Raw genomic sequence first — 26,919 nt, 5'->3', positions numbered from 1 at the left:
TATTCTGTTTTTGCTCAGCTCTTTCATGCCTCAATCAAAGAGGCCAGCTGAACTAGATGTACTACTCACAAGGCGCCTATTTTTTGAAAAACACTGAGCATCCGCGGCCTAAAGCCTCCAGCCCCGAAATTGACCTGGTCGACTTGTTTTCTTTTTTTTGGCAGCAAAAGAAATTTATTGCGACTACTTCAGCAATCGCTGGCGCCATTGCACTAGGCTACGTCTTGGTTGTGCAGCCAATTTATCAGGCAAGCACCGTGCTGCGCCCCGCAGAGATTAATGAACTGGATGCCTTGAACCGTTCAGAGGTCTACAAGCTCCCACCAAATGAAGCGCTATTGAAAGTCGGTGCAGCGCTGGATTCCTATGAGACGCGCCTGAGCTTCTTCCGCAGCCATCAGGATTTGTTCAAGCCACTTGAAAAAGAGGGTATGACGCTTGAACAAAGCTTTGAGGTGTTTAACCGGGACTCGATCAACCTGACCCAAGTCGGCGTCAAAAACCCTGATGCCTTGAGCCCGTCTATCAAGCTGGAGCTGACCTATCCCCAATCGGTTCTGGGTGTCGATATCATCAATGGGTTTGTTGCTTACGCAATCGATAACCAGCGTGCGCAAATCAGCTCTGACCTCAAGACCATTATTAATAACCGGCAGAAAGAGCTGAGAGAGAAGATCAGCGCCGCGCGTTTGGGCTACCAGTCAGACAAAGAAGCCAAGATTGCCACGCTTGAAGAAGACGATGAGTTAAAGCGCGCTACCTTGAAGGACGAATTGCAGGCCCTGCGCCTGCAACTCAAGGCCATGCGTGAAGCGCGCATTGATCAACTGGATGAAGCCATCAGCATTGCCAGTACCTTGGGCATTTCCCGCCCGACCACGCCTTATGCAATGGGCGAGAGTGCTGCCGGCGGATCACGGGTGATTCGCACAGACATCACCTCCCTGGATACGCCGCTGTACTTTTTGGGCACTCAAGCACTGCAAGCTGAACGCGCCGTGTTGCTCAAGCGGACTTCCGACGACTTTACCGACAAAAGGGTTCTGGAGATCGACAAAAAGCTGAAGTTGCTGGAGGTCAATCGCGAGGTTGAGCAACTCGGCAAACGCGCGAATGAAGACGTCTACCTGAAAAATATCGAGCCCTTGCGTGCAGAGATCGTCCGCCTGGGTAATTTGAATACCGACATGAGTGCGTTGGGCCTGGTCAGTATTGACCGTAAGGCGCAGACGCCTGTCAGCGCGCTCAAGCCGAAAAAAGCCCTGACCATTGTGCTGGGCTTGTTCCTCGGTGGTTTGTTGGGCCTGGGTATTACCACGGTGCGTTACTTCAATGTCCGCCGCCGTGAAGAGCTAAAGCAATCAAGCTAAAACCGCAACAGATTTGATCTGCAGCCAGATGCTTTGCCCCGGCTGCAGGTCAAGCTGGTCACGGGAGTAGCGGGTAATACGGGCCAGCAGGGCGCTACCGGCGATGTCCAGACGCACCAGCACATGGGCTTGGTTGTCTGTCGCAGTTTCGCTGATGAAAGTGGCTTGCAGGCTGTTGAGGATACTGCTGTGTTCACTGCGATGGAGGCTCAGGCTGATGTCGCGGGCCTGCACCTTTACCCGTAGGGCCTGACCCACCGCCAGTGGCGCATGGGCAACCCGCAAGCATTGAGTACTGTTTGGCAGTTGCAGGGTCAGTAATTGATACTGCGCATCGTATTCACACACCGTGCCTTCGATTACCACGCCCGCGTCATCGCCCTGCGACAGCGGCAGATCAAGCCTGGCCAGAATGTCACCGATAGGCCCGCTGGCCAAAGCCTTGCCTTCACTCAAGAGCACGATGTGGTCTGCCAGACGCGCGACTTCATCCTGCGAGTGGCTGACATACAGCACCGGTATATCCAGTTCGGCATGCAGGCGCTCAAGGTAGGGCAGGATCTCGGCCTTGCGCTGGCTGTCGAGTGCGGCGAGCGGCTCGTCCATCAGCAACAGTTTGGGGCTGGTCAACAAGGCGCGGGCAATACCGACCCGCTGACGCTCGCCACCCGACAAGTGATTGGGGGCACGTTCCAGCAGATGAGTGATGCCCAGCAGGTCGGCCGCGTGGGCCAGTTCTACCCGCCGTGCCTGGCGCGGGATGCGACTCAGGCCGAATTCAAGGTTGGCGCGCACCGAGAGGTGCGGGAACAGGCTGGCTTCTTGAAAGATATACCCCAATGACCGTTTATGAACCGGGACAAACAGCTTGTTGTGGCTGTCCTGCCAGACTTCGTCATTGATCTGCACGAAGGCATGTTCAGCCCGCTCCAGACCGGCGATACAGCGCAGGCAGGTGGTCTTGCCAGACCCCGAGTGACCAAACAAAGCCGTCACCCCTTTACCGGGCAATTGCACGTCCAGGTCCAGCGAAAAACCGGAATAGCTGAGCTGCAGCCGAACAGTGATGTGTGAACTCATGTTCAACTCCAGGTGCTTTGAGATTTGCGGCTTGAGTACAGCGCCAACAGCACCAGAAATGAAAACACCACCATGGCGCCTGCCAGCCAGTGCGCCTGGGCATATTCCAGTGCTTCAACGTGGTCGTAGATTTGCACGGAAACCACGCGGGTTTTTTCCGGGATATTGCCGCCAATCATCAGCACCACGCCAAACTCACCGACCGTGTGGGCAAAGCCCAGAATCGCTGCAGTGATAAAGCCGGGGCGTGCGAGCGGTAGCACCACGGTAAAAAAACAATCCCAAGGATTGGCCCGCAACGTGGCGGCAACTTCCAGAGGTCTGGGACCGATGGCGGTGAATGCGTTCTGCAAAGGCTGAACGACAAAGGGCATTGAATAAATCACTGAGCCGATCACCAGCCCGGCAAAACTGAAGGTCAGCGTTCCCAGCCCCATGGCCTGGGTGAGCTGCCCGACATAGCCGTGCGGGCCCATCGCCAGTAACAGATAAAAACCGATGACGGTGGGCGGCAGCACCAGCGGCAAGGCCACGATAGCGCCAATCGGGCCGCGCAGCCGTGATCGGGTATGCGCGAGCCACAGGGCGATCGGAGTGCCGACCAGCAGCAGAATGACCGTGGTCAGTGACGCCAGCTTCAGGGTCAGCCAGATGGCCGCAAAGTCAGCACTCGAGAGCGGCATTTACAGCTGATAACCGTAGGATTTGATAATGGCCGCCGCTTTAGGGCCTTTCAGGTATTCAGCCAGGGCTTTGGCAGCGGGATTATTCTCACCCTTCTTCAGGATCACCGCGTCCTGTTTGATCGGGTCGTGCAAGGCTTCTGGCACCAGCCAGGCGGAACCTTCGCTGACTTTGCCGTCTTTATAGATCTGCGACAGGGCGACAAAACCCAACTCGGCATTGCCCGTCGAGACGAATTGATAGGCCTGGGTGATATTCTGGCCTTCAACAATCTTGCCTTTGACCGCGTCAGTCAGCCCCAGTTTTGCCAGCACTTGCGTGGCCGCGAGGCCATAAGGGGCCGCTTTAGGGTTGGCGATAGACAGGTGTTTGAACTGGTTTTGCTTCAGCACTTCGTCAGTGCCATTGATGTAGCCGTCTTTGGCTGACCACATTGCCAGCGTGCCGATGGCGTAAGTGAAACGTGAGCCCGGGACAATATCGCCTTCTTTTTCGAGTTTTTCTGGCGTGCTGTCGTCGGCTGCCAGGAAGACTTCAAACGGGGCGCCATTTTTGATCTGGGTGTAGAACTGACCTGTGGCGCCATACGCAGCGATCACTTTGTGCCCGGTGTCTTTTTCAAAGTCTTTGGCGATGGCCTGAATCGGCGCGGTGAAGTTGGCCGCGACGGCTACCTGAACGTCATCGGCCTGCGCTGAAGTAAACGCAAAACATCCAATCAGTGCCGCAAGCGCGGAGGGGGCAAAGTGTCGAGCGCGAAGATTCATGGCGTAACTCCATTCCTTTAGAAGCGTGAGCTGCCCGAATTGTTGGGTTGGTTTTGGTCGGGCTAGAGGAAGATAGACGGTATATAAAAAAATATATAGCCCTGTGCTATGCCTCAGCCTGCCTTGCGCAGGGTGATATTGATGCGCTGCTCGCCCAACTCAGGATGGTTGCCCGGTTTTATCGGCAGTACGCCATGGAAACGCAAGCGATCGACGCCGCCCCACACCACCACATCGCCATGAAACAGAGAGATCCTCTGCGCCGGGTCACTGCGCTGAAAGCCGCCAAATTGGAAGACCGCAGGCAGGCCCAGAGAAATCGAAACGATGGGGGCATCGTAACAACGTTCGTTCTTGTCCTGATGCAGGGACATTTTTGCGCCGGGACTGTAGGTATTAATCAGCCCTGCATCAGGTACAAAACCTGCAAAACCAGCCGCGCTCGCGGCGCCAGCAGCGATGTCGAAAAAGGCCTCTGGCATGTGCGGCCAGGGCGTCGCGCTGACCGGATCAACAGGGCTGTAGCGGTAGCCGTGGCCGTCCGAGGTCCAGCCCAAATCACCGCAACTGCTTAAACGGGCCGACATGGTAAAACCGCCGGGGGTTTGCATGTGCCTGAAGGGCGATTGCTGCAACACGGCCTCAAGAGCGCTTAACAGTGCCTCGACCCACGGCAGGGCGAAGCCGCGAAGCACAAACGCCTGCGCACCGATGCGTTCGATCCGGGCAGGCTGCTGCAGGTCTTCTTCGCCAAACAGGTCGAGCGTCATCGGGCTTAGAGCGCCTTGCTGACCTTGATGTCGGTAAATACCTCGGTATCACCGTGGAGCTTTTTCAGTGCTTCACGTGCTTCTTCTTCGCTGCCGGTTTTGAGCTGGGCAAAGTCAAAGCGGCGTTCGTCGCTGAGCTTGTACTTGATGACGTATTTAACGGTGTCCACAATATTTCCTGTCTATTAAAGAGGTGTCAGGCTTAGCGCAGCTTGGAGGTCGAGCGACGTACGATCTTGATCGTAGGCTTGAACGAGGGCTTGCGGGTCACGCTGATGGCACGGGTGGTTACCGTATCGATGGTAATGTTCCAGAAACCGGTGCTTGGCGCAGTGATGCGAGCCGGGAAGTCTTTGAATGCGCCGCCGTGATAAGAGTGGCGCCCGCCATTCTTGAAGCTGCGAAAGTGCGCATCGCTCATCAGGCGGATGTTGCAGGGCTGGGAGCACTCGATAACGACAATGTCGTCTTCGTTAAGGTGCTCGCGCTGGTGAATGAACTTCATGTGGGCTCCAAAAAGGGGGCTTTTGCCAAAAAATCAGCACGATAGCACGTGCTTTAGTCCAAGCTTGGGTCTAAAGGCGCTTATTATGCCGTGGTTCAGGCGAGTCTGACGTAAAAGGCAGATAATTGGCCACTGTTGAAAACTTATTCCCTGACATCAGGGAGCAAAGTTAAAGATTTACTGTCTTAGGGTCTTTAACGGAGGAATTGTATGAAGTGGGGCGTTTTGGTGGCGGTGCTGGCGTTGGGTGGCTGTGCTTCAGTGACGGATATCGAACACACGATTCCTACCCTGAATGTTATTTCGGGCAAAAAACCGGACGCCTATGCTCAATGCCTGGTGCAACAGTTGTCCAAAACTCGTAACGACCCACAGATCGAGCCGCACAAAGATGGGCTGAGGATTATCGTGCCGCAAAAGCTGACCTCCAATCCAACGGCGGTCATTGATATCGAAGAGCGTTCAGGCGGCAGCAGCATCAAGGTCTATGAAAGCATGTCCAATGTGCCGGTTCGCCCGGGGGACATTCGTCAGTCAGCTACACATTGTATTTCTGGAGAATAACGCAGGCACCTGATCAGCCCGCGTTCTCCATAAAACCTGACAGCGGCTCAAGGCCGTGTCAGGTTTTTTTATGCCTGTTTGCCGGGTTCCTTTGCTCATTGGTTGTGACTCTGTCGGAATTCCCCTACGCTCCATAAGGCTTATATTTTTTAGGCCTAAACTTATAACAATAATGGGGTGGGTCATGATTCCACTTAACCGAGCGCTGTTGGGCGGCGTAGTGCTGCTCACGCTCAATAGCGTACAGGCGCAAACCTCTGCCAACATTTACCTGCAGGGCGGGGCACAGCCCGGTGCCCTGGCGTGTGTGGCTTGCCACGGGGCTGATGGCATGGGGCTGGCACCTGCAGGTTTTCCGCGATTAGCCGGTATATCTGCTGACTACCTGAGCAAACAGCTTCACGACTTCCAAAGTGGCAAACGTGTCAGTCCCGTGATGCAGCCGCTGGCCAAGGCCTTGACTGACGACGAAATTGCCTTGGTCACCCAGGCTATTACTGCGATGCCGGCGCCGCCGGTCCCGCCGATCAACCGCAGCAGCATGCCTGAAGGCGTGGGGGAAACGCTGGCATTGCGTGGCGCCTGGGATCGGCAAATCCCGGAGTGCGTGAGTTGTCATGGGCCGGGCGGGGCAGGGGTGGGCAGTGCTTTCCCGCCACTGGCCAATCAGCCTGCGCTGTATCTGGTGGCGCAGTTGAATGCCTGGCGCGATGGCTCGCGCAAGAATGACCCCAACGACTTGATGGGCCATATCGCCAAGGCCATGAGCGAAGACGAAGTCAAAGCCGTGGCCGAGTATTTCTCAACCGTGGGCCACAAGGAGGTCGCGCCATGAAAAGCATGATGCCTGCTTGCGCGCTGTCAATGCTATTGAGCCCTGTCGCCCTGGCCGCCACGATCGCCATGGACGATCAAAGCCAGATCAAAATCCCACCGGTGAGTGGCCACGGCCCGGAGTATTTCCAGCCGCCGCTGGAAAGCGAACTGCCGGATAACGCTTACGGAAAAATGGTTAAAGACGGTTATGCGCTGTTTGTCGATACCAAGCGCCAAGCCCCACAGTTCGTGGGCAATGGCCTGAACTGTACCAACTGCCACCTGGATCAGGGGCGCATGGCTAATTCGGCGCCACTATGGGGCGCTTACCCGATGTACCCGGCCTATCGAAAGAAGAACGACAAGGTCAACACCTTTGCAGAGCGTTTGCAGGGCTGTTTTCAGTTCAGCATGAATGGCGGAACACCCCCTGCGGCCGACAGTCGTGAGATCACCGCATTGTCGGTGTATGCCTATTGGTTATCGACCAAAGCGCCGGTGGGTGTCGAATTGCCGGGGCGTGGTTACCCGGATGTTGCGCAGCCCACCGGGGGCTACGACCTGGCACGAGGCGCTGCGGTCTATAAGGACCAGTGTGCGATTTGTCATGGCGATAATGGCCAGGGGCAAAAGGTTGGCGCTGATTACGTGATGCCGCCGCTGTGGGGCAAGGAGTCTTACAACTGGGGGGCCGGCATGCACCGGATCAACACCGCGGCCTCATTCATCAAACACAACATGCCGCTGGGCAAGGCCAACAGTTTGAGCGATGAACAAGCGTGGGATGTGGCCGCCTACATCAATACCCATGAGCGGCCGCAGGATCCGCGTCTGGTAGAAGGCTCGGTCGAGAAAACCCGACTCAAGTACCACGCCAATGATGGTGTGAATGCTTACGGGCAGACCCTTAATGGCGTGCTGATAGGCGTCGGTACCCAGTAAACAAGGCTGCCGCCCACGTGTGAAACGTTGGCGGCAGAAGCGTCTATGCTCAATCCTTGCTGCGCCCGCGAGGTGCTGGCCCAGCAAGGTCTTCAAAGACTTCGGCAACCTCGATTGCGGCTTTTTCCGAGGAGAATGGTCCCGCGACGTGTTCGCCTGATGGAGCGACCATCCACCATTCTTTTGAACTGACATTTTTTATCAGGTAACCGTTGACGCTTTTTGTGGCTGACATCGAAGCTGGGACCTTTAAGAATCGAAAACAGCGGCAATAATACCGTCAATCGAGGGCGTTGGCCTCGTGATATGGCGTTTGGCCGCAATCTGCCTGGAGCAGCTGCAGGCGTGTTAACCGCTTCACCCAGTCGATGAGTAGTTGAAAAATAAGTAATTAATGAACTTGTTGGCTAAAAATTCATCTAGGTTGGCATCAGTTTGCTATTCGGGGCATTGTAACGTCGATGCCGCCTGATTAGACTGCGCCAAAATTCGAACGTACAGCCCTTTTAAGGACTCATATGATCAAGAAATGCTTGTTCCCAGCAGCCGGTTACGGCACTCGCTTTTTGCCAGCGACCAAGGCCATGCCAAAAGAAATGCTGCCGGTGGTGAACAAGCCACTGATCCAGTACGGGGTTGAAGAAGCACTGGACGCTGGCTTGAATGAAATTTCTATCGTCACAGGACGTGGCAAACGCGCACTGGAAGACCACTTCGACATCAGCTATGAGCTGGAAAACCAGATCAAGGGCACTGACAAAGAAAAATACCTGGTAGGCATCCGTCGCCTGCTGGATCAGTGTTCGTTCTCGTACACCCGTCAAACCGAAATGAAAGGCCTGGGCCACGCCATTTTGACTGGCCGCCCGCTGATCGGCGACGAGCCGTTTGCCGTGGTACTGGCAGATGACCTGTGCGTAAACCTGGAAGGCGACGGCGTACTGACGCAGATGGTCAAACTGTACAACCAGTACCGTTGCACCATCATCGCGATCCAGGAAGTTGACCCGCAAGAAACCAACAAGTACGGCGTCATCGCTGGCGACCTGATTGGTGATGACCTGTACCGCGTGCGCAACATGGTTGAAAAACCAGCACCGGAAGACGCGCCATCGAACCTGGCCATCATCGGCCGCTACATCCTGACTCCGGACATCTTCGACCTGATCAAGCAGACCGAGCCGGGTAAAGGTGGCGAGATCCAGATCACCGACGCCCTGATGAAACAGGCGCAAAACGGTTGCGTGATTGCCTACAAATTCAAAGGCAAGCGTTTCGACTGCGGTGGTGCTGAAGGCTACATCGAAGCAACCAACTTCTGCTTCGAAAACTTCTACAAAACCGGCAAGGCTTACTAACAGAGCCTGCGTGTAGAACGTTGCAAGACAAAGCCACCTTCGGGTGGCTTTGTCGTTTATTTGCCTCGCGTTAACCGTCGGCGCTGGTCAATCGCGCTGGAGCGATTATGCTGATGGCCTGCCTAGGAGAGAGAAATGGCCTACGAATTTGATTTGTTTGTAATTGGTGCGGGTTCCGGTGGTGTGCGTGCTGCACGCTTTGCTGCGGGTTTTGGGGCCAAAGTGGCGGTAGCAGAAAGCCGTTATCTGGGCGGTACCTGCGTGAACGTGGGCTGCGTGCCGAAAAAGCTGCTGGTCTACGGTGCGCACTTCGCCGAAGACTTCGAGCAAGCGTCCGGCTTTGGCTGGAGCCTGGGTGAAGCGAATTTTGACTGGGCGACCCTGATCGCCAACAAAGATCGCGAAATCCACCGCCTCAACGGTATTTACCGCAACCTGCTGGTCAACAGTGGCGTCACCCTGATGGAAGGTCACGCAAAACTGACCGGACCGAATGAGGTTGAAGTCAATGGCCAGCGTCATACGGCCAAACATATCCTGATCGCAACGGGCGGCTGGCCGCAGATCCCGGAGATTCCGGGGCATGAGCTGGCAATCAGCTCCAACGAAGCGTTCTTCCTCAAAGAACTGCCCAAGCGCGTGCTGGTGGTGGGTGGCGGCTACATCGCCGTGGAGTTCGCCGGGATCTTCCACGGCCTGGGCGCCCAGACGTCGTTGTTGTACCGCGGTGACATGTTCCTGCGTGGCTTTGACGGCGCAGTGCGCAAACACCTGCATGAAGAGCTGACCAAGCGCGGCATGGACGTGCAGTTCAACGCAGACATTGCACGCATCGACAAGCAGGCAGATGGCAGCCTCAAGGCCACCCTTAAAGACGGCCGTGAGCTAGAAGCCGATTGCGTGTTCTACGCGACGGGGCGCCGTCCGATGCTCGACAACCTCGGGCTGGAAAATACCGGGGTCAAACTCGACAAGCGCGGCTTTGTGCAAGTCGATGACCTGTACCAGAGCACCGAACCGTCGATTCTGGCGATTGGTGACGTGATTGGCCGTGTGCAACTCACGCCAGTGGCTTTGGCCGAAGGCATGGCGGTTGCGCGGCGTCTGTTCAAGCCTGAGCAATATCGCCCCGTGGATTACCGCATGATCCCGACTGCGGTGTTCAGTTTGCCGAACATCGGTACGGTAGGGCTGAGCGAAGAACAGGCCATCGAAGACGGGCACAAGGTGCAGATCTTCGAGAGCAGCTTCCGCCCAATGAAACTGACCCTGACCGAGTGTCAGGAGCGTACGTTGATGAAGCTGGTGGTCGATGCCGACACCGATAAAGTGCTGGGCTGCCACATGGTAGGGCCAGAGGCGGGGGAGATCGTGCAGGGACTGGCGATTGCCTTGAAAGCCGGTGCAACCAAACAGCATTTTGACGAAACCATCGGCGTCCACCCGACGGCGGCTGAAGAATTCGTCACCATGCGCACGCCAGTTAAACGGTAAATCCCTTTGTAGGCGCGAGCTTGCCTCGCGATCTTTTAAACACTCAAAAGATCGCGAGACAAGCTCGCTCCTACAGGGTTTTTACTTAGTTGTCGTAGCCAAGGTTAGGCGCCAGCCAGCGTTCGGTCACGTTCAGGTCCTGACCTTTACGCGCGGTGTAGCTGTCGATCTGGTCTTTATCGACTTTACCTACAGCAAAGTACTGCGCTTGCGGGTGCGCGAAGTACCAGCCGCTCACCGCAGCTGCCGGGAACATTGCGTAGTGCTCGGTCAGGAACACGCCGCTCTGGCCTGCACGCATTTCTTGTGCTTCTGGGTCCAGCAAGGCAAACAACGTCGCTTTTTCAGTGTGGTCCGGGCACGCCGGGTAGCCGGGAGCAGGGCGGATGCCGCTGTACTGCTCTTTGATCAACGCCTCGTTGTCCAGGTGCTCATCCTTGGCATAGCCCCAGTAGTTTGTCCGCACTTGTTGGTGCAGCCACTCGGCGCAAGCCTCGGCCAAACGGTCGGCCAGGGCCTTGACCATGATCGAGTTGTAGTCGTCGCCTGCATCCTGGTAGGCCTTGGCCACTTCTTCGGCGCCGATCCCCGCGGTGGTGATAAAGCCGCCCACGTAGTCGGTCACGCCGCTGTCTTTTGGCGCAACAAAGTCGGCCAGCGAGAAGTTTGGTTTGCCATCGGTCTTGATGATTTGTTGGCGCAGGTGATGCAGCTTGGCCAAAGGTTTGCCGTCGTCACCGTAGAGCTCCAGATCGTCATCGTTAACCTGGTTGGCAGGCCAGAAACCAAAGACCGCCCGCGCACTGATCAGCTTTTCATCAATCAGTTTTTTCAGCATCTCTTGCGCGTCGGCGTACAACGCTCTTGCCGCTTCGCCGACCACTTCGTCGTCGAGGATGCGCGGGAACTTGCCGGCCAGGTCCCAAGAGATAAAGAACGGCGTCCAGTCGATGTACTCAGCCAGCACCTTGAGGTCGATATTGTCCAGCACCTTGGCGCCCGTGAACGTCGGTTTGACGGGCTGGTAGGTGGCCCAGTCGAACTGCGGCTTCTTGGCAATCGATGCGGCATAGCTCAAGCGTTCGGTGCGGGCGCTGCGGTTTGCCGTGCGCTCGCGCACCTCAACGTACTCTTCGCGGGTTTTCTCGACAAAACCGGCCTTGAGTTCCTTGGACAGCAGCTGGGTAGCCACGCCCACGGCCCGCGAGGCGTCGGTGACGTAAACCACAGCATCATTTTGATACTTGGGTTCGATCTTGACCGCAGTGTGCGCCTTGGAAGTTGTGGCGCCGCCGATCATTAGCGGCAGATGGAAGTCCTGGCGCTGCATTTCACGGGCGACGTGCACCATTTCATCCAGTGACGGAGTAATCAGACCGGACAAGCCGATGATGTCGCATTTCTGTTCTTTGGCTACTTGCAGGATTTTTTCCGCAGGCACCATAACGCCCAGGTCAACGATGTCGTAGCCGTTACAACCCAGCACCACACCTACGATGTTCTTGCCGATGTCATGCACATCGCCTTTCACCGTGGCCATGAGGATCTTGCCTTTGGCTTCTGGCTTGTCGCCTTTTTCCAGTTCGATAAACGGGATCAGGTGGGCCACCGCCTGTTTCATCACGCGGGCGGACTTCACCACCTGCGGCAGGAACATTTTGCCCGCGCCAAACAGGTCGCCGACGATATTCATGCCCGACATCAGCGGGCCTTCAATCACCTCAATCGGGCGGCTGAAGGACAGGCGCGACTCTTCGGTGTCTTCGACGATATGGGTGGTGATGCCCTTGACCAGTGCGTGCTCCAGACGCTTGTTGACGTCCCAGCTGCGCCATTCTTCGGTCTCGGCCTCTTTGACGCTGCCATCGCCCTTGTACTTGTCGGCAATCGCCAACAGGTTGTCCGTGGCGTCCGGGGTGCGGTTGAGCACCACATCTTCGACGGCATCGCGCAGTTCAACCGGGATCTGGTCGTAGATTTCCAGTTGCCCGGCGTTAACGATACCCATGGTCAGGCCGCTGCGAATGGCGTACAGCAGGAACACCGAGTGGATCGCCTCACGCACCGGGTTGTTGCCACGGAACGAGAACGATACGTTGGACACACCGCCCGAGGTCAGGGCATACGGCAGTTCATCGCGGATGTAGGCGCAGGCGTTGATGAAGTCCACTGCATAGTTGTTGTGCTCTTCAATGCCGGTGGCCACGGCGAAGATGTTCGGGTCGAAGATGATGTCTTGCGGCGGGAAGCCGACTTCATTGACCAGAATGTCGTAGGAGCGTTTGCAGATCTCTTTTTTGCGTGCTTCGGTGTCAGCCTGGCCCGCTTCGTCAAATGCCATCACCACCACGGCAGCGCCATAGCGCTTGCACAGTTTGGCGTGGTGGATGAACTGCTCGACGCCTTCTTTCATGCTGATCGAGTTGACGATGCCTTTGCCCTGAATGCACTTGAGGCCCGCTTCAATCACGTCCCACTTGGAGGAGTCGATCATGATCGGTACGCGGGAGATATCCGGCTCGCCGGCAATCAGGTTGAGGAAGGTAATCATCGCCTTCTTCGAATCCAGCATGCCTTCGTCCATGTTGATGTCGATGATCTGCGCACCGGCTTCAACTTGTTGCAGGGCCACTTCGAGGGCTTCGGTGTAGTTGTCTTCACGGATCAGGCGGGCAAAGCGCGCAGAACCGGTGATGTTGGTACGTTCGCCGACGTTGACGAACAACGAACTGCGATCAATGGTGAACGGCTCAAGGCCCGACAGGCGGCAAGCCTTCGGGATGTCCGGGATCTGGCGCGGCGCGTAACCGGCCACGGCATTGGCGATGGCCTGGATGTGGCCCGGCGTGGTACCGCAGCAGCCGCCGACAATGTTCAAAAAGCCGCTTTGGGCGAACTCTTCAATCACCTTGGCGGTTTGTGCAGGCAGTTCATCGTACTCGCCGAACTCGTTTGGCAAACCCGCGTTGGGGTGAGCCGAGACGTGGGTGTCGGCCTTGTTCGACAACTCTTCGAGGTACGGGCGCAGTTCGCTGGCGCCCAGTGCGCAGTTCAAACCCACCGAAATCGGCTTGGCGTGGCTCACGGAGTTCCAGAACGCTTCGGTGGTCTGGCCCGACAGCGTGCGACCGGAGGCATCAGTGATGGTGCCGGAAATCATGATCGGCAGCTCAAAGCCCAGCTCTTCGAACACGCCTTGCACGGCAAAGATCGCCGCCTTGGCGTTCAAGGTGTCGAAAATGGTTTCGATCAGAATCAGGTCTGCGCCGCCTTCGATCAGGCCCTTGGTGGCCTCTGTGTAGTTTTCTACCAGTTCATCGAAGGTAACGTTGCGGTAGCCGGGGTTGTTCACGTCTGGCGACAGCGAGCAGGTACGGCTGGTCGGGCCGAGCACGCCCGCAACAAAACGCGGTTTGTCCGGGGTTTCGAGGGTCTTGGCGTCGGCCACCTTGCGCGCAAGGCGTGCGCCTTCTACGTTTAGCTCGTAGGCGAGGGCCTGCATGCCATAGTCGGCCTGGGAAACCTGAGTGGCGTTGAAGGTGTTGGTTTCGAGAATGTCGGCACCGGCATCCAGGTAGGCTTTTTCAATCGAGCCAATGACATCCGGGCGGGTGATGACCAAAAGGTCGTTGTTGCCTTTGACATCGCTCGGCCAATCGGCAAAACGCGTGCCACGATAGTCGTGTTCCTCAAGGCGGTAGCTTTGGATCATAGTACCCATGCCGCCATCGAGAATCAGAATGCGCTCTTTGAGGGCTTGCTGAAGTGCTTGGATACGAGCGCTGCGGTCAGACATAGGACTACCTGTTAGAGCCATGCAAAAGATGGTAAATCATAACAAACCTGCGCCTAATTTGAGCGCCGGAAGATTTGCATGAATTCAGCTCATGTTGAAAGGCGTGTAGCACGGGTAGAATCGCGACATTTCAATATCAGGACAATGGCACATGTTTTTTCGCCTACTCACTGGCGCCGTGACGCTGGTGGTGTGTAGTACAGCGCTGGGACAAGCCCCGCTGGCGAGTCCGGCTATATCCTACACACGGGACATACAGCCGATCCTTACCGAAAAATGCGTGGCCTGCCATGCGTGCAACGACGCCGCCTGCCAGCTCAACCTGGGCAGTGCCGAGGGCGCGACCCGTGGCGCCAGTAAAGTGCCTGTCTATAAAGGTGACCGCACTACACCTGTAGCACCCACGCGGATTTTCTACGATGCCAGCGGCCCGGATGAGTGGCGCCGCAAAGGCTTTTACTCGGTGCTCGATGCGCAAGGCGCGCAAGCGGCCTTGATGGAACGGATGCTTGAACTGGGCCATAACACGCCACTGACGCCCAATGCCAAGTTGCCAGAAGAAATCGTCCTGGGGCTCAACAGAGATAACTCATGCCCGGCGCCGGGCGAGTTCGATGCCTACGCGCAAAAACACCCTAAAGAAGGCATGCCCCTGGCCGTGACTGGCCTCACCGACAAGCAATACCAAACCGTGCAGACCTGGCTCAAGCAAGGCGCACCGGTTGACCAGCACGCTATCAAGCCAAGCGCAGGCGAAGCGGCGCAGATTGCCGAATGGGAAGCGCTGCTCAATCGTCCGGGCTCAACAGAGACGTTGGTCGGGCGTTGGTTGTTCGAACACTTGTTTCTCGCCCATACGTATTTTGACAACGGCGTACCGGGGCATTTCTTCCAGTGGGTGCGTTCGCGCACGCCGAGCGGTCAGCCGATTGACCTGATCGCCACCCGCCGTCCAAATGATGATCCGGGCACCACGTTCTATTACCGATTAATGCCGGTACAAGGCGTGATCGTACACAAAACCCACATCACTTACCCGATGGGCAAGCAAAAGCTTGAGCGGGTCAAGCAGCTGTTTTATAGCGGCGACTGGCATGCCACTTCGCTGCCGGGTTACGGTCCGCGCAGCCGCGCCAACCCGTTTGAAACCTTTGAAGCGATCCCGGCCGTGGCGCGTTATCAGTTCATGCTCGATAACGCCGAGTATTTTGTGCGCACCTTTATTCGCGGGCCAGTGTGCCGCGGGCAAATTGCCACGGACGTGATCCGGGACAACTTCTGGGCGCTGTTCCAGGAGCCTGCCCATGACCGCTATATCACCGATGCGGCCTATCGGGGCGAAGCAACGCCATTGCTGGCGATGCCGGGGCAGAACGATGACGTCGGCAGTGTTCTTTCGCTGTGGCACAGCTTCCGTGACAAGCGCAATGAATACGTCAAACTGCGTCAAGATGCTTACGCTGACATGCCGCCTCCCAGCTGGGCAACTCTGTGGGCGGGCAATGACAATGCGTTGCTGACGATCTTCCGGCACTTTGACAGCGCCAGCGTTACCAAGGGCTTGATCGGTGAAGTGCCGCAGACGATGTGGCTGTTCGACTTCCCGTTGCTCGAGCGCACCTACTATCAGTTGGCGGTCAACTTTGATGTGTTCGGCAACGTTTCGCATCAGGCTCAGACGCGGTTGTACTTTGACTTGATCCGTAACGGTGCTGAGGCCAACTTTTTGCGCCTGATGCCGGCAGACTCGCGCGCCAGCATCCTCAGTGACTGGTACCAGAACAGCGGCAAGATCAAGATGTGGCTGGATTACGAAAAAATCGACACCAGCACGCCAACCGGCATGATCCTCGACCCGACTGATCCCAAGCGTGACTTTGCCCTCAAGTTGATTGACCGCGCCGGCACCTTGAATGCCAACCCGGATCCGATTAACCGCTGCACCGGCGCTTATTGCTCGCGACCTGATATTGCACAGGAGTTCCAGTTCGCCGAGCAATCACTCAGCCGTCTGACTGCGCGTCCGGCAGCGGGGCTGGCGGTCATCAATCAATTGCCAGAAGCGACCATGCTGCGCATTGAAGGCAACAACGGTGGCCGCGAGATGTACAGCATGTTGCGCAACCGTGCCCACAGCAACGTGGCCTTTATGCTTGGCGAGGCCTACCGCCTGCAACCCGGGCTGGACACGCTGACTATTTTCCCGGGCGTGCTCAGCAGTTACCCGAACTTCATGTTCAACATTCCGGCAACTGATGTTGAGGCGTTTGTCGAAGCGATGGAGCAATCCAAAGATCAGAAAAGCTTCGAGGCTATCGTCGAGCGGTGGGGCGTTCGCCGCAGCAACCCGCAGTTCTGGCAGTACTTCCATGATATTGGCGAGTACATCAATGAGACCGATCCGGTTGAAGCGGGTGTTTTGGACATGAATCGCTACGAAAACCTGTAATGCGGCCGGTAATAATTTAACAAGAGAGGGCAGATTGCCTGACAAAAACACTAGGACTTTGTCAGGCGCGCCGATTGGCGTAAACTGCCTCCCATGTCTGCGAGGAGATTCCATGAGCGCCATAACGATTACCGACGCCGCCCACGATTACCTGGCTGATCTGCTGTCCAAGCAGAACACCCCGGGTATCGGCATCCGCGTCTTTATCACCCAGCCGGGCACCCAGTACGCTGAAACTTGCATAGCCTACTGCAAGCCCAATGAAGTGAAGCCTGAAGATACTGCCATTGGCCTGAAGAGTTTCACGGCCTGGATCGATTCGTTCAGCGAAGCGTTCCTCGAAGATGCGGTGGTGGACTACGCCACAGACCGCATGGGTGGCCAGCTGACCATCAAGGCGCCGAACGCCAAAGTGCCAATGGTTAACGCTGATAGCCCGATCAACGAGCGTATCAACTACTACCTGCAAACCGAGATCAACCCCGGTTTGGCGAGCCACGGTGGTCAGGTCAGCCTGATCGAAGTGGTTGAAGACGGGATTGCCGTGCTCAAGTTCGGTGGCGGCTGCCAGGGCTGCGGCCAGGCAGACGTAACCCTGCGCGAAGGCATTGAGCGCACCTTGCTTGAGCGCGTGCCCGAGCTTAAGGGTGTGCGTGACGTGACCGACCACTCGCAGAAAGAAAACGCCTACTACTGAGTGATCAGTAACAGGGTGTTCGCTGCGACGTGAATAAAAAAACGGTGCCCCGTGAGCACCGTTTTTTTATGCCCTTTCTTTGTAGGAGCGAGCTTGCCTCGCGATCTGTTGATCTTAAAAGATCGCGAGGCAAGCTCGCTCCTACAGGTTTGGGTTCTTAGGGTCGATACAAATGCGCATGCCCGGCCCGGTACAGCGAGGACTCGGCAAAGCTGTCACTGGCCAGTACACGGCCGACCAAAATCAACGCGGTGCGCCTGAATCCCTTGGCCTGTACTTTGGCCTGAATGTCCTCAAGGGTGCCTTGTACCCAATCCTGGTCCGGCCAACTGGCGCGGTGAATCACGGCAATCGGGCAGTCGCTGCCGTAATGCGGCTGCAGTTCGCGAACGATGCTTTCAAGGTTTTTAACCCCCAGATGAATCGCCATGGTCGCGCCGTGCTGCGCCAGGCTGGCCAGTTCCTCACCGGGCGGCATTACGGTTTTTTCCGCGTAACGGGTCAGGATCACTGTTTGCGAGATGTCCGGCAGCGTCAGCTCGGCGCCCAGTATGGCTGCGCATGCTGCGGTGGCGGTCACGCCCGGAATGATTTCAAAGGCGATGCCCAGCTCACGCAGGCAGCGAATTTGCTCGCCAATGGCGCCATACAGGCTCGGATCACCCGAGTGCACGCGGGCCACGTCCTGACCTTTGGCGTCGGCGCTTTTTATCAGATCGATGATTTGCTCAAGGTGCAGTTCAGCGCTGTTGATGATCTGCTCAGCGCCATTGCCGTCCAGTACGGCCGTGGGCACCAGCGAGCCGGCATAAATAATCACCGGGCAGGTACGGATCAAACGCTGGCCTTTGACAGTAATCAGCTCTGGGTCGCCGGGCCCGGCACCGATGAAGTAAACAGTCATGGCAATCTCTGAAAAGGTCGAAATAGAGCCGTTCGTGAAGAACGCTCATAGTGAGGCGGGGGATTATCGCGTTATTTGCCCTGTGCAGGCCAATGCAAAGGTTGCCACTGAGGACGCCTGGCGTGTCACAAGCAGTGTTGCGCCTGCGCCACCCAGCTGTTCGGCCAGTGCCAATGCGGCACTTTCGGCCACACCCCAGCACCCGGTTTGCTCGAAAACAACCTTGGAGCGCTGACTGAGCTGTGAGGCATAGGGGGCAAGCTGATCGGCGTTGAACACATTAAAAGGCAGGTTCAGCCGCCTGCAGAGTTCGATAAGTCCCGGTTCTTCTCGCTTGAGGTCGATGCTGGCGATGCCCTGGACAGCGCCTAATGTGAGCCCGGCCTTGTCGAGAGATTGCTCAACCAATGCCAATAAATCATCGCAAGTGCACCCCTGGCGGCATCCCAGGCCAATAATCGCGCAAGCGGTGTGTGTGGCAGTCGGCATCACTGTTCCAGAGCCAAAACGAGGTGCGCAGTGTTGTTGAGGTGCGTTTGGCCTGTCAACTTTGCGGCTGGACCAACATGCTCTTTACCTTGACGCGCAACTGATCAATAGAGAAGGGCTTGCCAATGACGGCCATGCCCTCAGGCACAGTGAGGGTCTCGGCGTAGCCGCTGGCAAACAGAATGGGCAGTTGCTGGTACAGTTCACGGGCTTTGCAAGCCAGTGCATGACCGTCCATGCCGGGTAGCCCGACATCGGTCATCATCAAGTCAATGCGCTGGCCTTTGTCTTCAAGAAATGCCATTGCGCACTCGCTGCCATCGGCTTCAAGCACGTTGAACTCCAACTCTTCAAGCACGTCAACGATCAGCATACGAACAATGGCGTCGTCTTCGACTACAAGAATGGTGGAGGGCGTTGCGGACATATTCATGATCTCGATAAAAATTTAAATCCAGGACCCTTCACGCTGGCATCTGGCCGGTAAGAATAGCCTTGAGCACCAGCAAAGTACGGTTTTTTGTAAGAAAAATCCTACTAAGGTGCAAGAAAGCTGAACTATTTCGCGGTATTACTTCAAACTCTCACTAATTTTTATGTCCACAGGCCAGACAAATGAACTCACCTGCATCCATTGACGAGCAAAGTTTTCGCAAACTGCTGAGTCGTAACGTTGGTTTGCCTTTGGCAGTCGGTGTGATGAGTGCAGTGCTGTTCGTGGTGATGATCAGCTATTTGCTGTCAGTCCTTAAATGGGTCGAACATAGCGACCGTGTCATCAGCAACACCAATGAAGCGATCAGACTGACAGTTGATCTGGAAACCGGCATGCGCGGGTTTCTGATTACCGGCGATGAGCATTTTCTTGACCCTTACGCGGTGGCCAAACCGCAAGTACTTGCGCAGATCCAAGGGTTGCAAGAACTGGTCAGTGATAACCCCCAGCAAGTTGATCGTCTCAAGCGCATTGCGGCGTTGCAGAACGAATGGGCTGCTTATGCCCAGTCCATGGTCGATTTGCGCCGTCAGAGTGGCGATTACCGTGCGGCGGTTCAGTCTGGCAGGGGCAAAAGCCTGACTGACCAGATCCGTCAGGAATATGACGATTTCATCCAGCTGGAGCAACAGTTGCGGGTGGCTCGCAATAACGAAGCCAGTACGACTACCTTCGTCTGCGTCGGGCTTTACTTGCTCTTCGTGCTGGGCCTGAGCGGCTTTTTGGCGTATGTCGGCCGCAGAGATTTACTCAATCTTTCAAAGAGTTATCAAAACAACTTCGAGCTTCAGGTTAAGGCCGCAGAGCGTCTGGAGCGTCAAGCCTGGCTGCGTAATGGGCAGACCGAACTGGCCGAGCAAGTGCTTGGACGCCTCACCCTGAACATGCTGGGCCGTAATATCCTGCAGTTCTGCGCGCAGTACCTGGGCACGGTGGTTGCCGCGGTGTATGTGCGTGAAGATCACGGTGGCTTGCGCCGCATCGCCAGCTATGGATTCTCTCGTGAGCAAGAAGCGCGCAACGAGGTGATCCACAATGACGAAGGGATTGTCGGGCAAGCCGCGTTCCAGGATCAGTTGATCCGTCTGGACGATGTGCCGTCGGACTACTGCTTCAAAGTCAGCTCCGGGCTGGGTGAGGGCGCGCCTCGCAGTGTGCTGGTGGTGCCGACCAGCGACGATGACCGGGTTAACGGGGTGATTGAGCTGGGCTTTCTTCGCCCGCTGGAAGACCGTGACATTGAGCTGTTCGACTTGATCGCAGACAACATCGGCACCTCGATTGAGGCCGCGCGTTACCGTCAGCGCCTGCAAGAAGTGCTGGCAGAGACCCAGCAGCTCAATGAAGAACTGCAAGTGCAGCAAGAAGAACTCAAGACCGCCAACGAAGAGCTGGAAGAGCAGTCGCGCATTCTTAAAGAGTCGCAGACCAGCCTTGAGGCGCAGCAAGCAGAGCTCGAACAGACCAACGAGGCCCTGGCAGAGCAGCGTGATGCCATGGACCGCAAGAATACCGAGCTGAACCAGGCTCAGGAGCAGCTCGAAGAGCGTGCCGATGAGCTGATGCGTTCGAGCAAGTACAAGTCGGAATTCCTCGCCAACATGTCCCACGAGCTGCGCACACCGCTTAACAGCTCGCTGATTCTGGCCAAACTGTTGTCCGAAAACCCGCAGCAGAACCTCACGGGTGAGCAAGTCAAGTTTGCCGAGTCGATCTACTCGGCAGGCAACGATTTGCTCAACCTGATCAATGACATTCTGGATATATCCAAGGTCGAGGCCGGCAAGCTTGAGGTGCGCCCCGAAAACACCAGCGTGGCGCGGATGCTCGATGGCATACGCGGGGTGTTCCAGCCGTTGGCCAGTGACAAGTCGCTGGAGTTGTGCGTCGACTTGCAGCCTGGCACCCCCGGGTTAATCTACACCGACAGCCAGCGCCTGGAGCAAATTCTCAAGAACTTGCTGTCCAACGCGGTCAAGTTCACCGAAAAAGGCCGGGTCAGCCTGACGGTGTCGCGTCATTCGGGCAATGCCATTGCATTTGCCGTTGAAGACTCCGGCATCGGCATTGCGGCCGAGCAGCAAGAGAGCATTTTTGAAGCGTTCCGTCAGGCAGATGGCACTACCAACCGCCGATATGGTGGCACCGGCCTTGGCTTGTCGATCTCGCGGGATCTGGCGACCTTGCTTGGCGGCTCTATCAGTGTCAGCAGCGAGCCGGGGCAGGGCAGCGTCTTCACCTTAATCATGCCCGTACAGTTCGTCGAAGACGCCGAACTGCCCGTAGAGGCTCCCGTCAATGCCCCGCGCGTGCCACAGACATTGCCTGCCAAGGCGTTGCCGGTACAGGCGCCGGATGTGCCGCTGAATATCCCGCGCTTCATGGACGACCGCGAACAAGCACCGTTCAGCACGCGCTGCATTCTGGTGATTGAAGATGAGCCTAATTTTGCGCACATCCTCTACGATCTGGCCCACGAACTGGGCTATCGCTGCCTGGTCGCCCACGGTGCTGACGAAGGCTTCAGCCTGGCGGCGCAGTTTATTCCCGACGCCATTCTGCTCGACATGCGCTTGCCCGATCACTCCGGGTTGACCGTACTGCAGCGCTTGAAAGCCCTGGCCGCCACCCGGCATATCCCGGTGCACGTGATCTCTGTCGAAGACCGGGTTGAAGCCGCCATGCACATGGGCGCCGTGGGCTACGCGGTCAAACCGACCACCCGCGAGGAACTCAAAGATGTCTTCGCCCGCCTTGAAGCCAAGCTCACGCAGAAGGTCAAACGGATATTGCTGGTCGAAGACGATGACCTGCAACGCGACAGTATTTCCCGCCTGATCGGCGACGATGACATTGAAATCACCGCCGTGGGTTTTGCTCAAGAGGCACTTGATCTGCTGCGCAGTAACATCTACGACTGCATGATCATCGACCTCAAGCTCCCGGACATGCTGGGCAACGACCTGCTCAAGCGTATGTCTACCGAAGACATCTGCTCGTTCCCGCCCGTCATTGTCTACACCGGGCGCAATCTGACCCGCGACGAAGAGGCCGAACTGCGCAAATACTCACGTTCGATCATCATCAAAGGCGCCCGTTCGCCTGAGCGTTTGCTGGACGAAGTGACATTATTTCTGCACAAAGTTGAATCTCAGTTGTCCCATGAGCGTCAAACGATGCTCAAGACGGCACGCAGCCGCGACAAAGTGTTCGAAGGGCGCAAGATTCTGCTGGTTGATGACGACGTGCGGAACATTTTCGCCCTCACCAGCGCGCTGGAGCACAAGGGCGCAATCGTCGTCATCGGGCGTAATGGCCGCGAGGCGATCGAGCGTTTGAATGAGGTCGACGACATCGACTTGGTGCTGATGGACGTGATGATGCCGGAGATGGATGGCTATGAGGCCACCATTGAAATTCGTAAGAACCCGCGCTGGCGCAAGCTGCCGATCATTGCGGTCACGGCCAAGGCGATGAAGGACGATCAGGAACGCTGCCTGCAAGCGGGTTCCAACGATTACCTGGCTAAACCGATTGATCTGGATCGACTGTTTTCGTTGATCCGGGTATGGCTACCGAAAATGGAACGACTCTAAGTGCTACGAAACACCGACATCGAGATACGGCTGCTGATTGAGGCGATCTACCTCAAGTACAGCTATGACTTTCGAGACTACTCCGGCGCATCGATCAAGCGCCGGGTGCTGCATGCAGTGCGCCAGTTCGACTGCAATACCATCTCGGCCTTGCAGGAGCGGGTGCTGCATGACCCGGCCGTGTTCATGCAGTTGCTGCAACTGCTGACGATTCCGGTGAGTGAGATGTTTCGTGACCCTGAGCACTTTCTGGCCATTCGCCAGGAGGTGGTGCCGATTCTCAAGACCTATCCGTCGCTGAAAATCTGGATCGCGGGGTGCAGTACCGGCGAAGAGGTGTACTCGATGGCGATCTTGCTGCGTGAGGAAGGGCTGCTCGATCGCACCATCATTTATGCCACTGACATCAACCCGCGCTCGCTTGAAAAAGCCAAGCAAGGGATCTTTTCCCTGGAAAACGTTCGTGCCTACACCCACAACTACCAAAAGGCCGGGGGGCAGCGCTCATTTGCCGATTACTACACGGCGGCTTATGACTACGCGATTTTTGACAAGAGCCTGCGTGAAAACGTGACCTTTGCTGATCACAGTCTGGCGACAGACAGTGTATTTTCAGAAACTAATTTAATTTCGTGTCGTAACGTATTGATTTACTTCAATAAAAATCTCCAAAACAGAGCCTTTGGTTTGTTCGCTGAGTCGCTCTGTCATCGGGGCTTCTTGATGCTGGGTAGCAAAGAAACCCTGGATTTTTCCGATTACAGCAAACAATTTTCGCCTTTGCTCAAGCAAGAACGGATCTATCGCAAGCTATGACAGTCCAAGACATCGCAATCACCGGACTGCGCCCTGTTCAGGCCATTGTTGTTGGGGCTTCTGCGGGGGGCGTCGAGGCGTTGCTGGCGATCTTTGCTGATTTGAAGCCCGGTTTCAGGCTACCGATCATCGTCGTCTTGCACATGCCCGACGAACGTCGCAGCCAGTTGGCTGCTGTGTTTGACCGACGTTTGGAGATACCGGTCAAGGAAGTAGAGGACAAAGAGCCGATTGCGTCGGGCACGTTGTATTTCGCGGCGCCGGGTTACCACGTGTCGGTGGAGCACGATCACAGTTTTTCATTGAGTCGAGAGGAGCGGGTGCATTATTCACGCCCCTCGATTGATTACCTTTTTGAATCCGCAGCCGATGTGTACCAAGACACCCTGGCTGCGATATTACTCACGGGCGCCAATCAGGATGGTGCGCAGGGGTTGGCCACAGTCAAACAGCTGGGCGGCCTGACGGTCGTCCAGGACCCTGAAGAAGCCTGGGTACCCACCATGCCGCTTGCGGCGCTGGAGCGTTGCCAACCGGACCGCATCCTGAGTTTGAAGGGTATTGCCCGTTTGCTTGTTGAGCTGGAACGAATCGAATGCCACTAAGTGATATTCAAGCCAAGCTGCTGATCGTCGACGATTTGCCAGAGAATCTGTTGGCGCTTGAAGCCTTGATCCAACGCGATGACCGAATCGTCTATAAAGCCTTGTCTGCGGACGAGGCGCTTTCGTTGTTGCTGCAACATGAGTTTGCAATGGCGATTCTGGACGTGCAGATGCCGGGCATGAACGGTTTTGAATTGGCCGAGATGATGCGCGGGACCGATCGCACCAAAAATATTCCGATTGTGTTCGTCAGTGCCGCCGGTCGGGAGATGAACTACGCGTTCAAGGGGTATGAGAGCGGGGCGGTCGACTTCTTGCATAAGCCTTTGGACATTCACGCGGTTAAAAGCAAGGTCAACGTATTTGTCGACCTGTACCGGCAAAGCAAAGCGGTGCAACGACAGGTCGAAGCGCTGGAGCGAAGCCGCCGCGAGCAAGAAGTGCTGCTCGCGCAATTGCAACAGACACAGGTTGAACTGGAGCATGCGGTGCGCATGCGTGACGACTTTATGTCGATTGTCTCCCATGAGGTCCGCACGCCGCTGAACGGGCTGATCCTCGAAACCCAGCTGCGCAAGATGCACCTGGCGCGGGACAACACGGCAGCGTTCACTAAGGACAAGCTGGCGGCCATGGTTGACCGCGACGAGCGGCAGATCCAAAGCCTGATCCGGCTGATTGAAGACATGCTGGACGTATCACGGATTCGCACAGGCAAGCTGTCAATCAGGCCGTCGGAATTCGATTTGTCACAGTTGGTTGCCAATTTGCTTGAGGTGTTTTCGCCCCAGATCAGTGCAGCGCAAGCGAGCATCAGCTTCAGTTCGGCGCAGCCGGTGGTGGGGCAGTGGGATGAATTCAGAATCGAGCAGGTGATTTCCAACTTGCTCACCAACGCCCTGCGTTATGGTGCACAGAAGCCAATTGATGTGGCGGTGTACCGCGAAGAGGGGTATGCCGTGGTGCAAGTACGTGATCAGGGTATTGGCATTAGCCAGGAGAATCAGCAGCGCATTTTCCAGCAGTTTGAACGGGTAGCTGGCAGCCATGTTGTTTCGGGCCTGGGGTTGGGCTTATTTATTTCGGAACAGATTGTTGCGGCCCACAGTGGCAAAATAGAAGTGCGCAGTGAGTTAGGTGAGGGCGCTTTGTTCAAAGTCTGCCTGCCGCTGGTACAAAAGACATAAATTGGTCGCAACCTATGGCCGTGGCTGCGGTCGTAATGGCAGCAAAGTTCGGATTAAGGTTTCCCATGAGTGAAGATGCGCAAGATGTTGTTTTGATTGTCGAGGACGATCCATCGATCCTGATGATCCTCAGTGCTTACCTGTCAGGCGAAGGCTACCGGGTATTGCAGGCCGAAAACGGCGAGCAGGCGTTTGCGATTTTAGCCACCAAACCGCACCTGGACCTTATGGTTACGGACTTCCGTTTGCCGGGCGGGATATCAGGCGTGCAGATTGCCGAGCCTGCAGTGAAGCTGCGACCGGACCTGAAGGTGATTTTTATCAGCGGTTATCCGGCAGAAATCCGTGACACCGGCAGCCCGATCACCCTCACTGCCCCGATTTTGGCCAAACCCTTCGACCTCGACACCTTGCAAGCACAAATCCAGAAACTGCTCGCCTAATTGCTTGCAGCTTGCGCGCAGCGCGCCTACAACCCTTGTTGCAGTGCTGGATCGTCAGGATTTAGCTGCTCCAGTTGCGCCAGCAGCACCTGTACATTCTGTAGTTGACCGGCCTCTTTCCAGTAGCGAATCAACAACAGACGCGCCTTGCGATTGGCGGGCTGGCGTTGCAGCAACTCTTCCAACTGACGCTGCGCCGGTTCCAGTTGCTCCAGCTCATGCAAGGCAATAGCGAGCTTATAGCGGTACTCGCTGTTGTCCGGCTCCAACTCAACGGCTTTGGCCAGCCCCAACAACGCGTATTCGGTTTGCCCGTGATTAAGCAACCAAATCCCCAGTGCGTGTTGCAGATACGCCGAGTCGGGGTGGGCTTTAAGCTGATTGGCCAGCAGTTCACGGGCTTGATCGGTTTTGCCGTGTTTATCCAGCAGATCAATCTGCGCCACCACAGCCTTGAGATTCTCCGGGTCCAGCGCCAGGAATTTTTCCAGTGCTGCCTGCGCCTCGTCCAGTTGCCCTTCATGCAAATACAAACGTGCGAGCTGACCTTGGGCTTGCGGGTCGTCGGGTTGCGTCTTGAGCGTACGCTCGTACTCGTCGATGACTTGCTGCAGCGGGCCGAAATACAGACCTTGCTCATCAGGAGACAAGCCCAGCAGGGCGCTGGCGGCGGCAAAGCGAACGCTTTGCTCGGGGTCATCCAGCAGCGGGCCAAGCAGCAACGTGCGCTGAGCATTGGGCACCAGCCCCGAAATACTTTGTATCGCGGCCTTGCGCACCAGTGGTGACGGGTTTTGCAAGTCGGCATCGGCCAGCTTCAGTGCTTGCGGGCTCGGATAGTTAGGCAGCTCGGCATGCAGGCTGGCGCGGCGAATATCGGAAAGATCAGTGCGTGCCAGTTGCTGATACAGCACCCTGGCTGCCCCCGGCTGCCCGTTATGGGCTTGTTCCAGGGCGGACGAATAGCTGTGATTGATCGTGTTTGACGGCGCGGTGCCCGTAGCAGGGCGCATCCAATACCAAAGGCCCACTGCGATCAGAGCAGACAGGAGGCTTACAACCAGGTAACGGCGAGGCTGAGACATGCAAAA

The 26,919-nt window shown here is 56.5% G+C and carries 25 protein-coding genes; 13 read left to right on the top strand and 12 right to left on the bottom strand.

The features are described from left to right. Window positions 1-56 precede the first annotated feature (56 nt). A complete protein-coding gene (locus TU84_RS23310; protein ID WP_088500415.1) occupies window positions 57-1,370 on the top strand; it encodes a Wzz/FepE/Etk N-terminal domain-containing protein in 1,314 nt (437 codons plus the stop codon). Here TU84_RS23310 and modC read toward each other — a convergent pair. The 6 genes from modC to TU84_RS23285 all read right to left on the bottom strand — a co-directional run bounded on the left by modC (window position 1,362) and on the right by TU84_RS23285 (window position 5,176). Continuing rightward, window positions 1,362-2,450: a molybdenum ABC transporter ATP-binding protein gene (gene modC, locus TU84_RS23305; RefSeq protein ID WP_048373388.1), complete on the bottom strand. Its 1,089-nt coding sequence runs from the start codon at window positions 2,448-2,450 to the stop codon at window positions 1,362-1,364. The two genes, TU84_RS23310 and modC, sit on opposite strands and share 9 nt — an antisense overlap. 2 nt (window positions 2,451-2,452) lie before the next feature. Next, window positions 2,453-3,133: a molybdate ABC transporter permease subunit gene (gene modB, locus TU84_RS23300; protein ID WP_048373386.1), complete on the bottom strand. Its 681-nt coding sequence runs from the start codon at window positions 3,131-3,133 to the stop codon at window positions 2,453-2,455. Beyond that, window positions 3,134-3,901, bottom strand: coding sequence for a molybdate ABC transporter substrate-binding protein (gene modA, locus TU84_RS23295; protein ID WP_048373385.1), 768 nt, complete (start codon window positions 3,899-3,901; stop codon window positions 3,134-3,136). A 113-nt stretch (window positions 3,902-4,014) separates the two neighbouring features. Next, window positions 4,015-4,671 carry a DNA oxidative demethylase AlkB gene (gene alkB / locus TU84_RS23290; protein ID WP_048373383.1) on the bottom strand — a complete coding sequence of 219 codons (657 nt, stop codon included), beginning with the start codon at window positions 4,669-4,671 and terminating at the stop codon, window positions 4,015-4,017. Between the two features lie 5 nt (window positions 4,672-4,676). Then, entirely contained in the window at window positions 4,677-4,841 is a 165-nt protein-coding gene (locus TU84_RS26230) for a hypothetical protein (RefSeq protein WP_088500292.1), read from the bottom strand. A gap of 32 nt (window positions 4,842-4,873) precedes the next feature. Beyond that, a complete protein-coding gene (locus tag TU84_RS23285) occupies window positions 4,874-5,176 on the bottom strand; it encodes a DUF1883 domain-containing protein (protein WP_048373382.1) in 303 nt (100 codons plus the stop codon). Window positions 5,177-5,386: 210 nt separating this feature from the next. On the opposite strand from TU84_RS23285, the gene TU84_RS23280 reads away from it, so the two are divergent. The 3 genes from TU84_RS23280 to TU84_RS23270 all read left to right on the top strand — a co-directional run bounded on the left by TU84_RS23280 (window position 5,387) and on the right by TU84_RS23270 (window position 7,498). Continuing rightward, window positions 5,387-5,740 carry a hypothetical protein gene (locus TU84_RS23280; protein ID WP_048373380.1) on the top strand — a complete coding sequence of 118 codons (354 nt, stop codon included), beginning with the start codon at window positions 5,387-5,389 and terminating at the stop codon, window positions 5,738-5,740. Window positions 5,741-5,924: 184 nt separating this feature from the next. Next, window positions 5,925-6,575 carry a c-type cytochrome gene (locus TU84_RS23275; protein WP_048373378.1) on the top strand — a complete coding sequence of 217 codons (651 nt, stop codon included), beginning with the start codon at window positions 5,925-5,927 and terminating at the stop codon, window positions 6,573-6,575. A gap of 5 nt (window positions 6,576-6,580) precedes the next feature. After that, window positions 6,581-7,498: a c-type cytochrome gene (locus TU84_RS23270; RefSeq protein WP_409348753.1), complete on the top strand. Its 918-nt coding sequence runs from the start codon at window positions 6,581-6,583 to the stop codon at window positions 7,496-7,498. Window positions 7,499-7,547: 49 nt separating this feature from the next. Here the strand turns inward: TU84_RS23270 and TU84_RS25810 are convergent, their stop codons facing one another. Then, window positions 7,548-7,733 (bottom strand): hypothetical protein, encoded by a 186-nt coding sequence (locus TU84_RS25810; RefSeq protein ID WP_082148795.1) that lies wholly within the window; start codon window positions 7,731-7,733, stop codon window positions 7,548-7,550. Between the two features lie 283 nt (window positions 7,734-8,016). Here TU84_RS25810 and galU point away from each other — a divergent pair, with 283 nt between their 5' ends. Both galU and gorA read left to right on the top strand, forming a co-directional pair. After that, window positions 8,017-8,856, top strand: a complete 840-nt coding sequence (galU, locus tag TU84_RS23265; protein ID WP_048373375.1) for a UTP--glucose-1-phosphate uridylyltransferase GalU — start codon at window positions 8,017-8,019, stop codon at window positions 8,854-8,856. 135 nt (window positions 8,857-8,991) lie between these two features. Beyond that, window positions 8,992-10,350, top strand: coding sequence for a glutathione-disulfide reductase (gorA, locus tag TU84_RS23260; RefSeq protein WP_048373373.1), 1,359 nt, complete (start codon window positions 8,992-8,994; stop codon window positions 10,348-10,350). An 85-nt stretch (window positions 10,351-10,435) separates the two neighbouring features. Here the strand turns inward: gorA and metH are convergent, their stop codons facing one another. Beyond that, a complete protein-coding gene (metH, locus tag TU84_RS23255; RefSeq protein ID WP_048373372.1) occupies window positions 10,436-14,146 on the bottom strand; it encodes a methionine synthase in 3,711 nt (1,236 codons plus the stop codon). Window positions 14,147-14,297: 151 nt separating this feature from the next. Here metH and TU84_RS23250 point away from each other — a divergent pair, with 151 nt between their 5' ends. Then, on the top strand, window positions 14,298-16,595 hold the full coding sequence (locus tag TU84_RS23250) for a fatty acid cis/trans isomerase (protein WP_048373370.1): 2,298 nt from the start codon (window positions 14,298-14,300) through the stop codon (window positions 16,593-16,595). Between the two features lie 112 nt (window positions 16,596-16,707). Beyond that, window positions 16,708-17,292, top strand: coding sequence for a Fe-S biogenesis protein NfuA (gene nfuA / locus TU84_RS23245; protein WP_019409695.1), 585 nt, complete (start codon window positions 16,708-16,710; stop codon window positions 17,290-17,292). A gap of 157 nt (window positions 17,293-17,449) precedes the next feature. Here nfuA and cobM read toward each other — a convergent pair whose 3' ends face one another. From cobM to TU84_RS23230, 3 genes are all read right to left on the bottom strand, one after another. Further along, window positions 17,450-18,196: a precorrin-4 C(11)-methyltransferase gene (cobM, locus tag TU84_RS23240; protein WP_048373368.1), complete on the bottom strand. Its 747-nt coding sequence runs from the start codon at window positions 18,194-18,196 to the stop codon at window positions 17,450-17,452. Between the two features lie 63 nt (window positions 18,197-18,259). Then, a complete protein-coding gene (locus TU84_RS23235) occupies window positions 18,260-18,685 on the bottom strand; it encodes a cobalamin biosynthesis protein (protein ID WP_048373366.1) in 426 nt (141 codons plus the stop codon). 55 nt (window positions 18,686-18,740) lie between these two features. Next, on the bottom strand, window positions 18,741-19,112 hold the full coding sequence (locus TU84_RS23230; RefSeq protein WP_048373365.1) for a response regulator: 372 nt from the start codon (window positions 19,110-19,112) through the stop codon (window positions 18,741-18,743). Window positions 19,113-19,300: 188 nt separating this feature from the next. Here TU84_RS23230 and TU84_RS23225 point away from each other — a divergent pair, with 188 nt between their 5' ends. From TU84_RS23225 to TU84_RS23205, 5 genes are all read left to right on the top strand, one after another. Beyond that, on the top strand, window positions 19,301-22,777 hold the full coding sequence (locus tag TU84_RS23225) for a response regulator (protein ID WP_048373363.1): 3,477 nt from the start codon (window positions 19,301-19,303) through the stop codon (window positions 22,775-22,777). Beyond that, window positions 22,778-23,593, top strand: coding sequence for a CheR family methyltransferase (locus TU84_RS23220; RefSeq protein ID WP_048373361.1), 816 nt, complete (start codon window positions 22,778-22,780; stop codon window positions 23,591-23,593). Next, window positions 23,590-24,198, top strand: a complete 609-nt coding sequence (locus TU84_RS23215; protein ID WP_048373359.1) for a chemotaxis protein CheB — start codon at window positions 23,590-23,592, stop codon at window positions 24,196-24,198. The genes TU84_RS23220 and TU84_RS23215 overlap by 4 nt, the downstream gene beginning before the upstream one ends. Beyond that, window positions 24,189-25,385: a hybrid sensor histidine kinase/response regulator gene (locus TU84_RS23210; RefSeq protein ID WP_048373357.1), complete on the top strand. Its 1,197-nt coding sequence runs from the start codon at window positions 24,189-24,191 to the stop codon at window positions 25,383-25,385. The genes TU84_RS23215 and TU84_RS23210 overlap by 10 nt, the downstream gene beginning before the upstream one ends. Window positions 25,386-25,450: 65 nt before the next feature. Continuing rightward, window positions 25,451-25,828, top strand: coding sequence for a response regulator (locus TU84_RS23205; protein ID WP_048373356.1), 378 nt, complete (start codon window positions 25,451-25,453; stop codon window positions 25,826-25,828). Between the two features lie 26 nt (window positions 25,829-25,854). Here TU84_RS23205 and TU84_RS23200 read toward each other — a convergent pair whose 3' ends face one another. Next, window positions 25,855-26,913: a tetratricopeptide repeat protein gene (locus TU84_RS23200; protein ID WP_048373354.1), complete on the bottom strand. Its 1,059-nt coding sequence runs from the start codon at window positions 26,911-26,913 to the stop codon at window positions 25,855-25,857. Window positions 26,914-26,919: the final 6 nt, after the last annotated feature.

The sequence above is a fragment of the Pseudomonas helleri genome (genome assembly GCF_001043025.1).
Lineage (GTDB): Bacteria > Pseudomonadota > Gammaproteobacteria > Pseudomonadales > Pseudomonadaceae > Aquipseudomonas > Aquipseudomonas helleri.
The sequence above is the reverse complement of the archived record's forward strand: the minus strand, read 5'-3'. Positions and strand labels throughout refer to the sequence as shown.

What these genes read in the sequence shown, in the direction of transcription:
- galU (WP_048373375.1), top strand. Translation starts at nt 8,017, where the DNA reads ATGATCAAGAAATGCTTGTTCCCAGCAGCCGGTTACGGCACTCGCTTT.
- TU84_RS23310 (WP_088500415.1), top strand. Translation starts at nt 57, where the DNA reads ATGTACTACTCACAAGGCGCCTATTTTTTGAAAAACACTGAGCATCCG.
- TU84_RS23275 (WP_048373378.1), top strand. Translation starts at nt 5,925, where the DNA reads ATGATTCCACTTAACCGAGCGCTGTTGGGCGGCGTAGTGCTGCTCACG.
- TU84_RS23235 (WP_048373366.1), bottom strand. Translation starts at nt 18,685, where the DNA reads ATGCCGACTGCCACACACACCGCTTGCGCGATTATTGGCCTGGGATGC.
- alkB (WP_048373383.1), bottom strand. Translation starts at nt 4,671, where the DNA reads ATGACGCTCGACCTGTTTGGCGAAGAAGACCTGCAGCAGCCTGCCCGG.
- TU84_RS23250 (WP_048373370.1), top strand. Translation starts at nt 14,298, where the DNA reads ATGTTTTTTCGCCTACTCACTGGCGCCGTGACGCTGGTGGTGTGTAGT.
- TU84_RS23210 (WP_048373357.1), top strand. Translation starts at nt 24,189, where the DNA reads ATGCCACTAAGTGATATTCAAGCCAAGCTGCTGATCGTCGACGATTTG.
- modC (WP_048373388.1), bottom strand. Translation starts at nt 2,450, where the DNA reads ATGAGTTCACACATCACTGTTCGGCTGCAGCTCAGCTATTCCGGTTTT.
- TU84_RS23200 (WP_048373354.1), bottom strand. Translation starts at nt 26,913, where the DNA reads ATGTCTCAGCCTCGCCGTTACCTGGTTGTAAGCCTCCTGTCTGCTCTG.
- TU84_RS23205 (WP_048373356.1), top strand. Translation starts at nt 25,451, where the DNA reads ATGAGTGAAGATGCGCAAGATGTTGTTTTGATTGTCGAGGACGATCCA.
- TU84_RS23225 (WP_048373363.1), top strand. Translation starts at nt 19,301, where the DNA reads ATGAACTCACCTGCATCCATTGACGAGCAAAGTTTTCGCAAACTGCTG.
- cobM (WP_048373368.1), bottom strand. Translation starts at nt 18,196, where the DNA reads ATGACTGTTTACTTCATCGGTGCCGGGCCCGGCGACCCAGAGCTGATT.
- TU84_RS25810 (WP_082148795.1), bottom strand. Translation starts at nt 7,733, where the DNA reads ATGTCAGCCACAAAAAGCGTCAACGGTTACCTGATAAAAAATGTCAGT.
- TU84_RS23285 (WP_048373382.1), bottom strand. Translation starts at nt 5,176, where the DNA reads ATGAAGTTCATTCACCAGCGCGAGCACCTTAACGAAGACGACATTGTC.
- modA (WP_048373385.1), bottom strand. Translation starts at nt 3,901, where the DNA reads ATGAATCTTCGCGCTCGACACTTTGCCCCCTCCGCGCTTGCGGCACTG.
- nfuA (WP_019409695.1), top strand. Translation starts at nt 16,708, where the DNA reads ATGAGCGCCATAACGATTACCGACGCCGCCCACGATTACCTGGCTGAT.
- metH (WP_048373372.1), bottom strand. Translation starts at nt 14,146, where the DNA reads ATGTCTGACCGCAGCGCTCGTATCCAAGCACTTCAGCAAGCCCTCAAA.
- TU84_RS23280 (WP_048373380.1), top strand. Translation starts at nt 5,387, where the DNA reads ATGAAGTGGGGCGTTTTGGTGGCGGTGCTGGCGTTGGGTGGCTGTGCT.
- TU84_RS23215 (WP_048373359.1), top strand. Translation starts at nt 23,590, where the DNA reads ATGACAGTCCAAGACATCGCAATCACCGGACTGCGCCCTGTTCAGGCC.
- gorA (WP_048373373.1), top strand. Translation starts at nt 8,992, where the DNA reads ATGGCCTACGAATTTGATTTGTTTGTAATTGGTGCGGGTTCCGGTGGT.
- TU84_RS23230 (WP_048373365.1), bottom strand. Translation starts at nt 19,112, where the DNA reads ATGTCCGCAACGCCCTCCACCATTCTTGTAGTCGAAGACGACGCCATT.
- TU84_RS23270 (WP_409348753.1), top strand. Translation starts at nt 6,581, where the DNA reads ATGATGCCTGCTTGCGCGCTGTCAATGCTATTGAGCCCTGTCGCCCTG.
- modB (WP_048373386.1), bottom strand. Translation starts at nt 3,133, where the DNA reads ATGCCGCTCTCGAGTGCTGACTTTGCGGCCATCTGGCTGACCCTGAAG.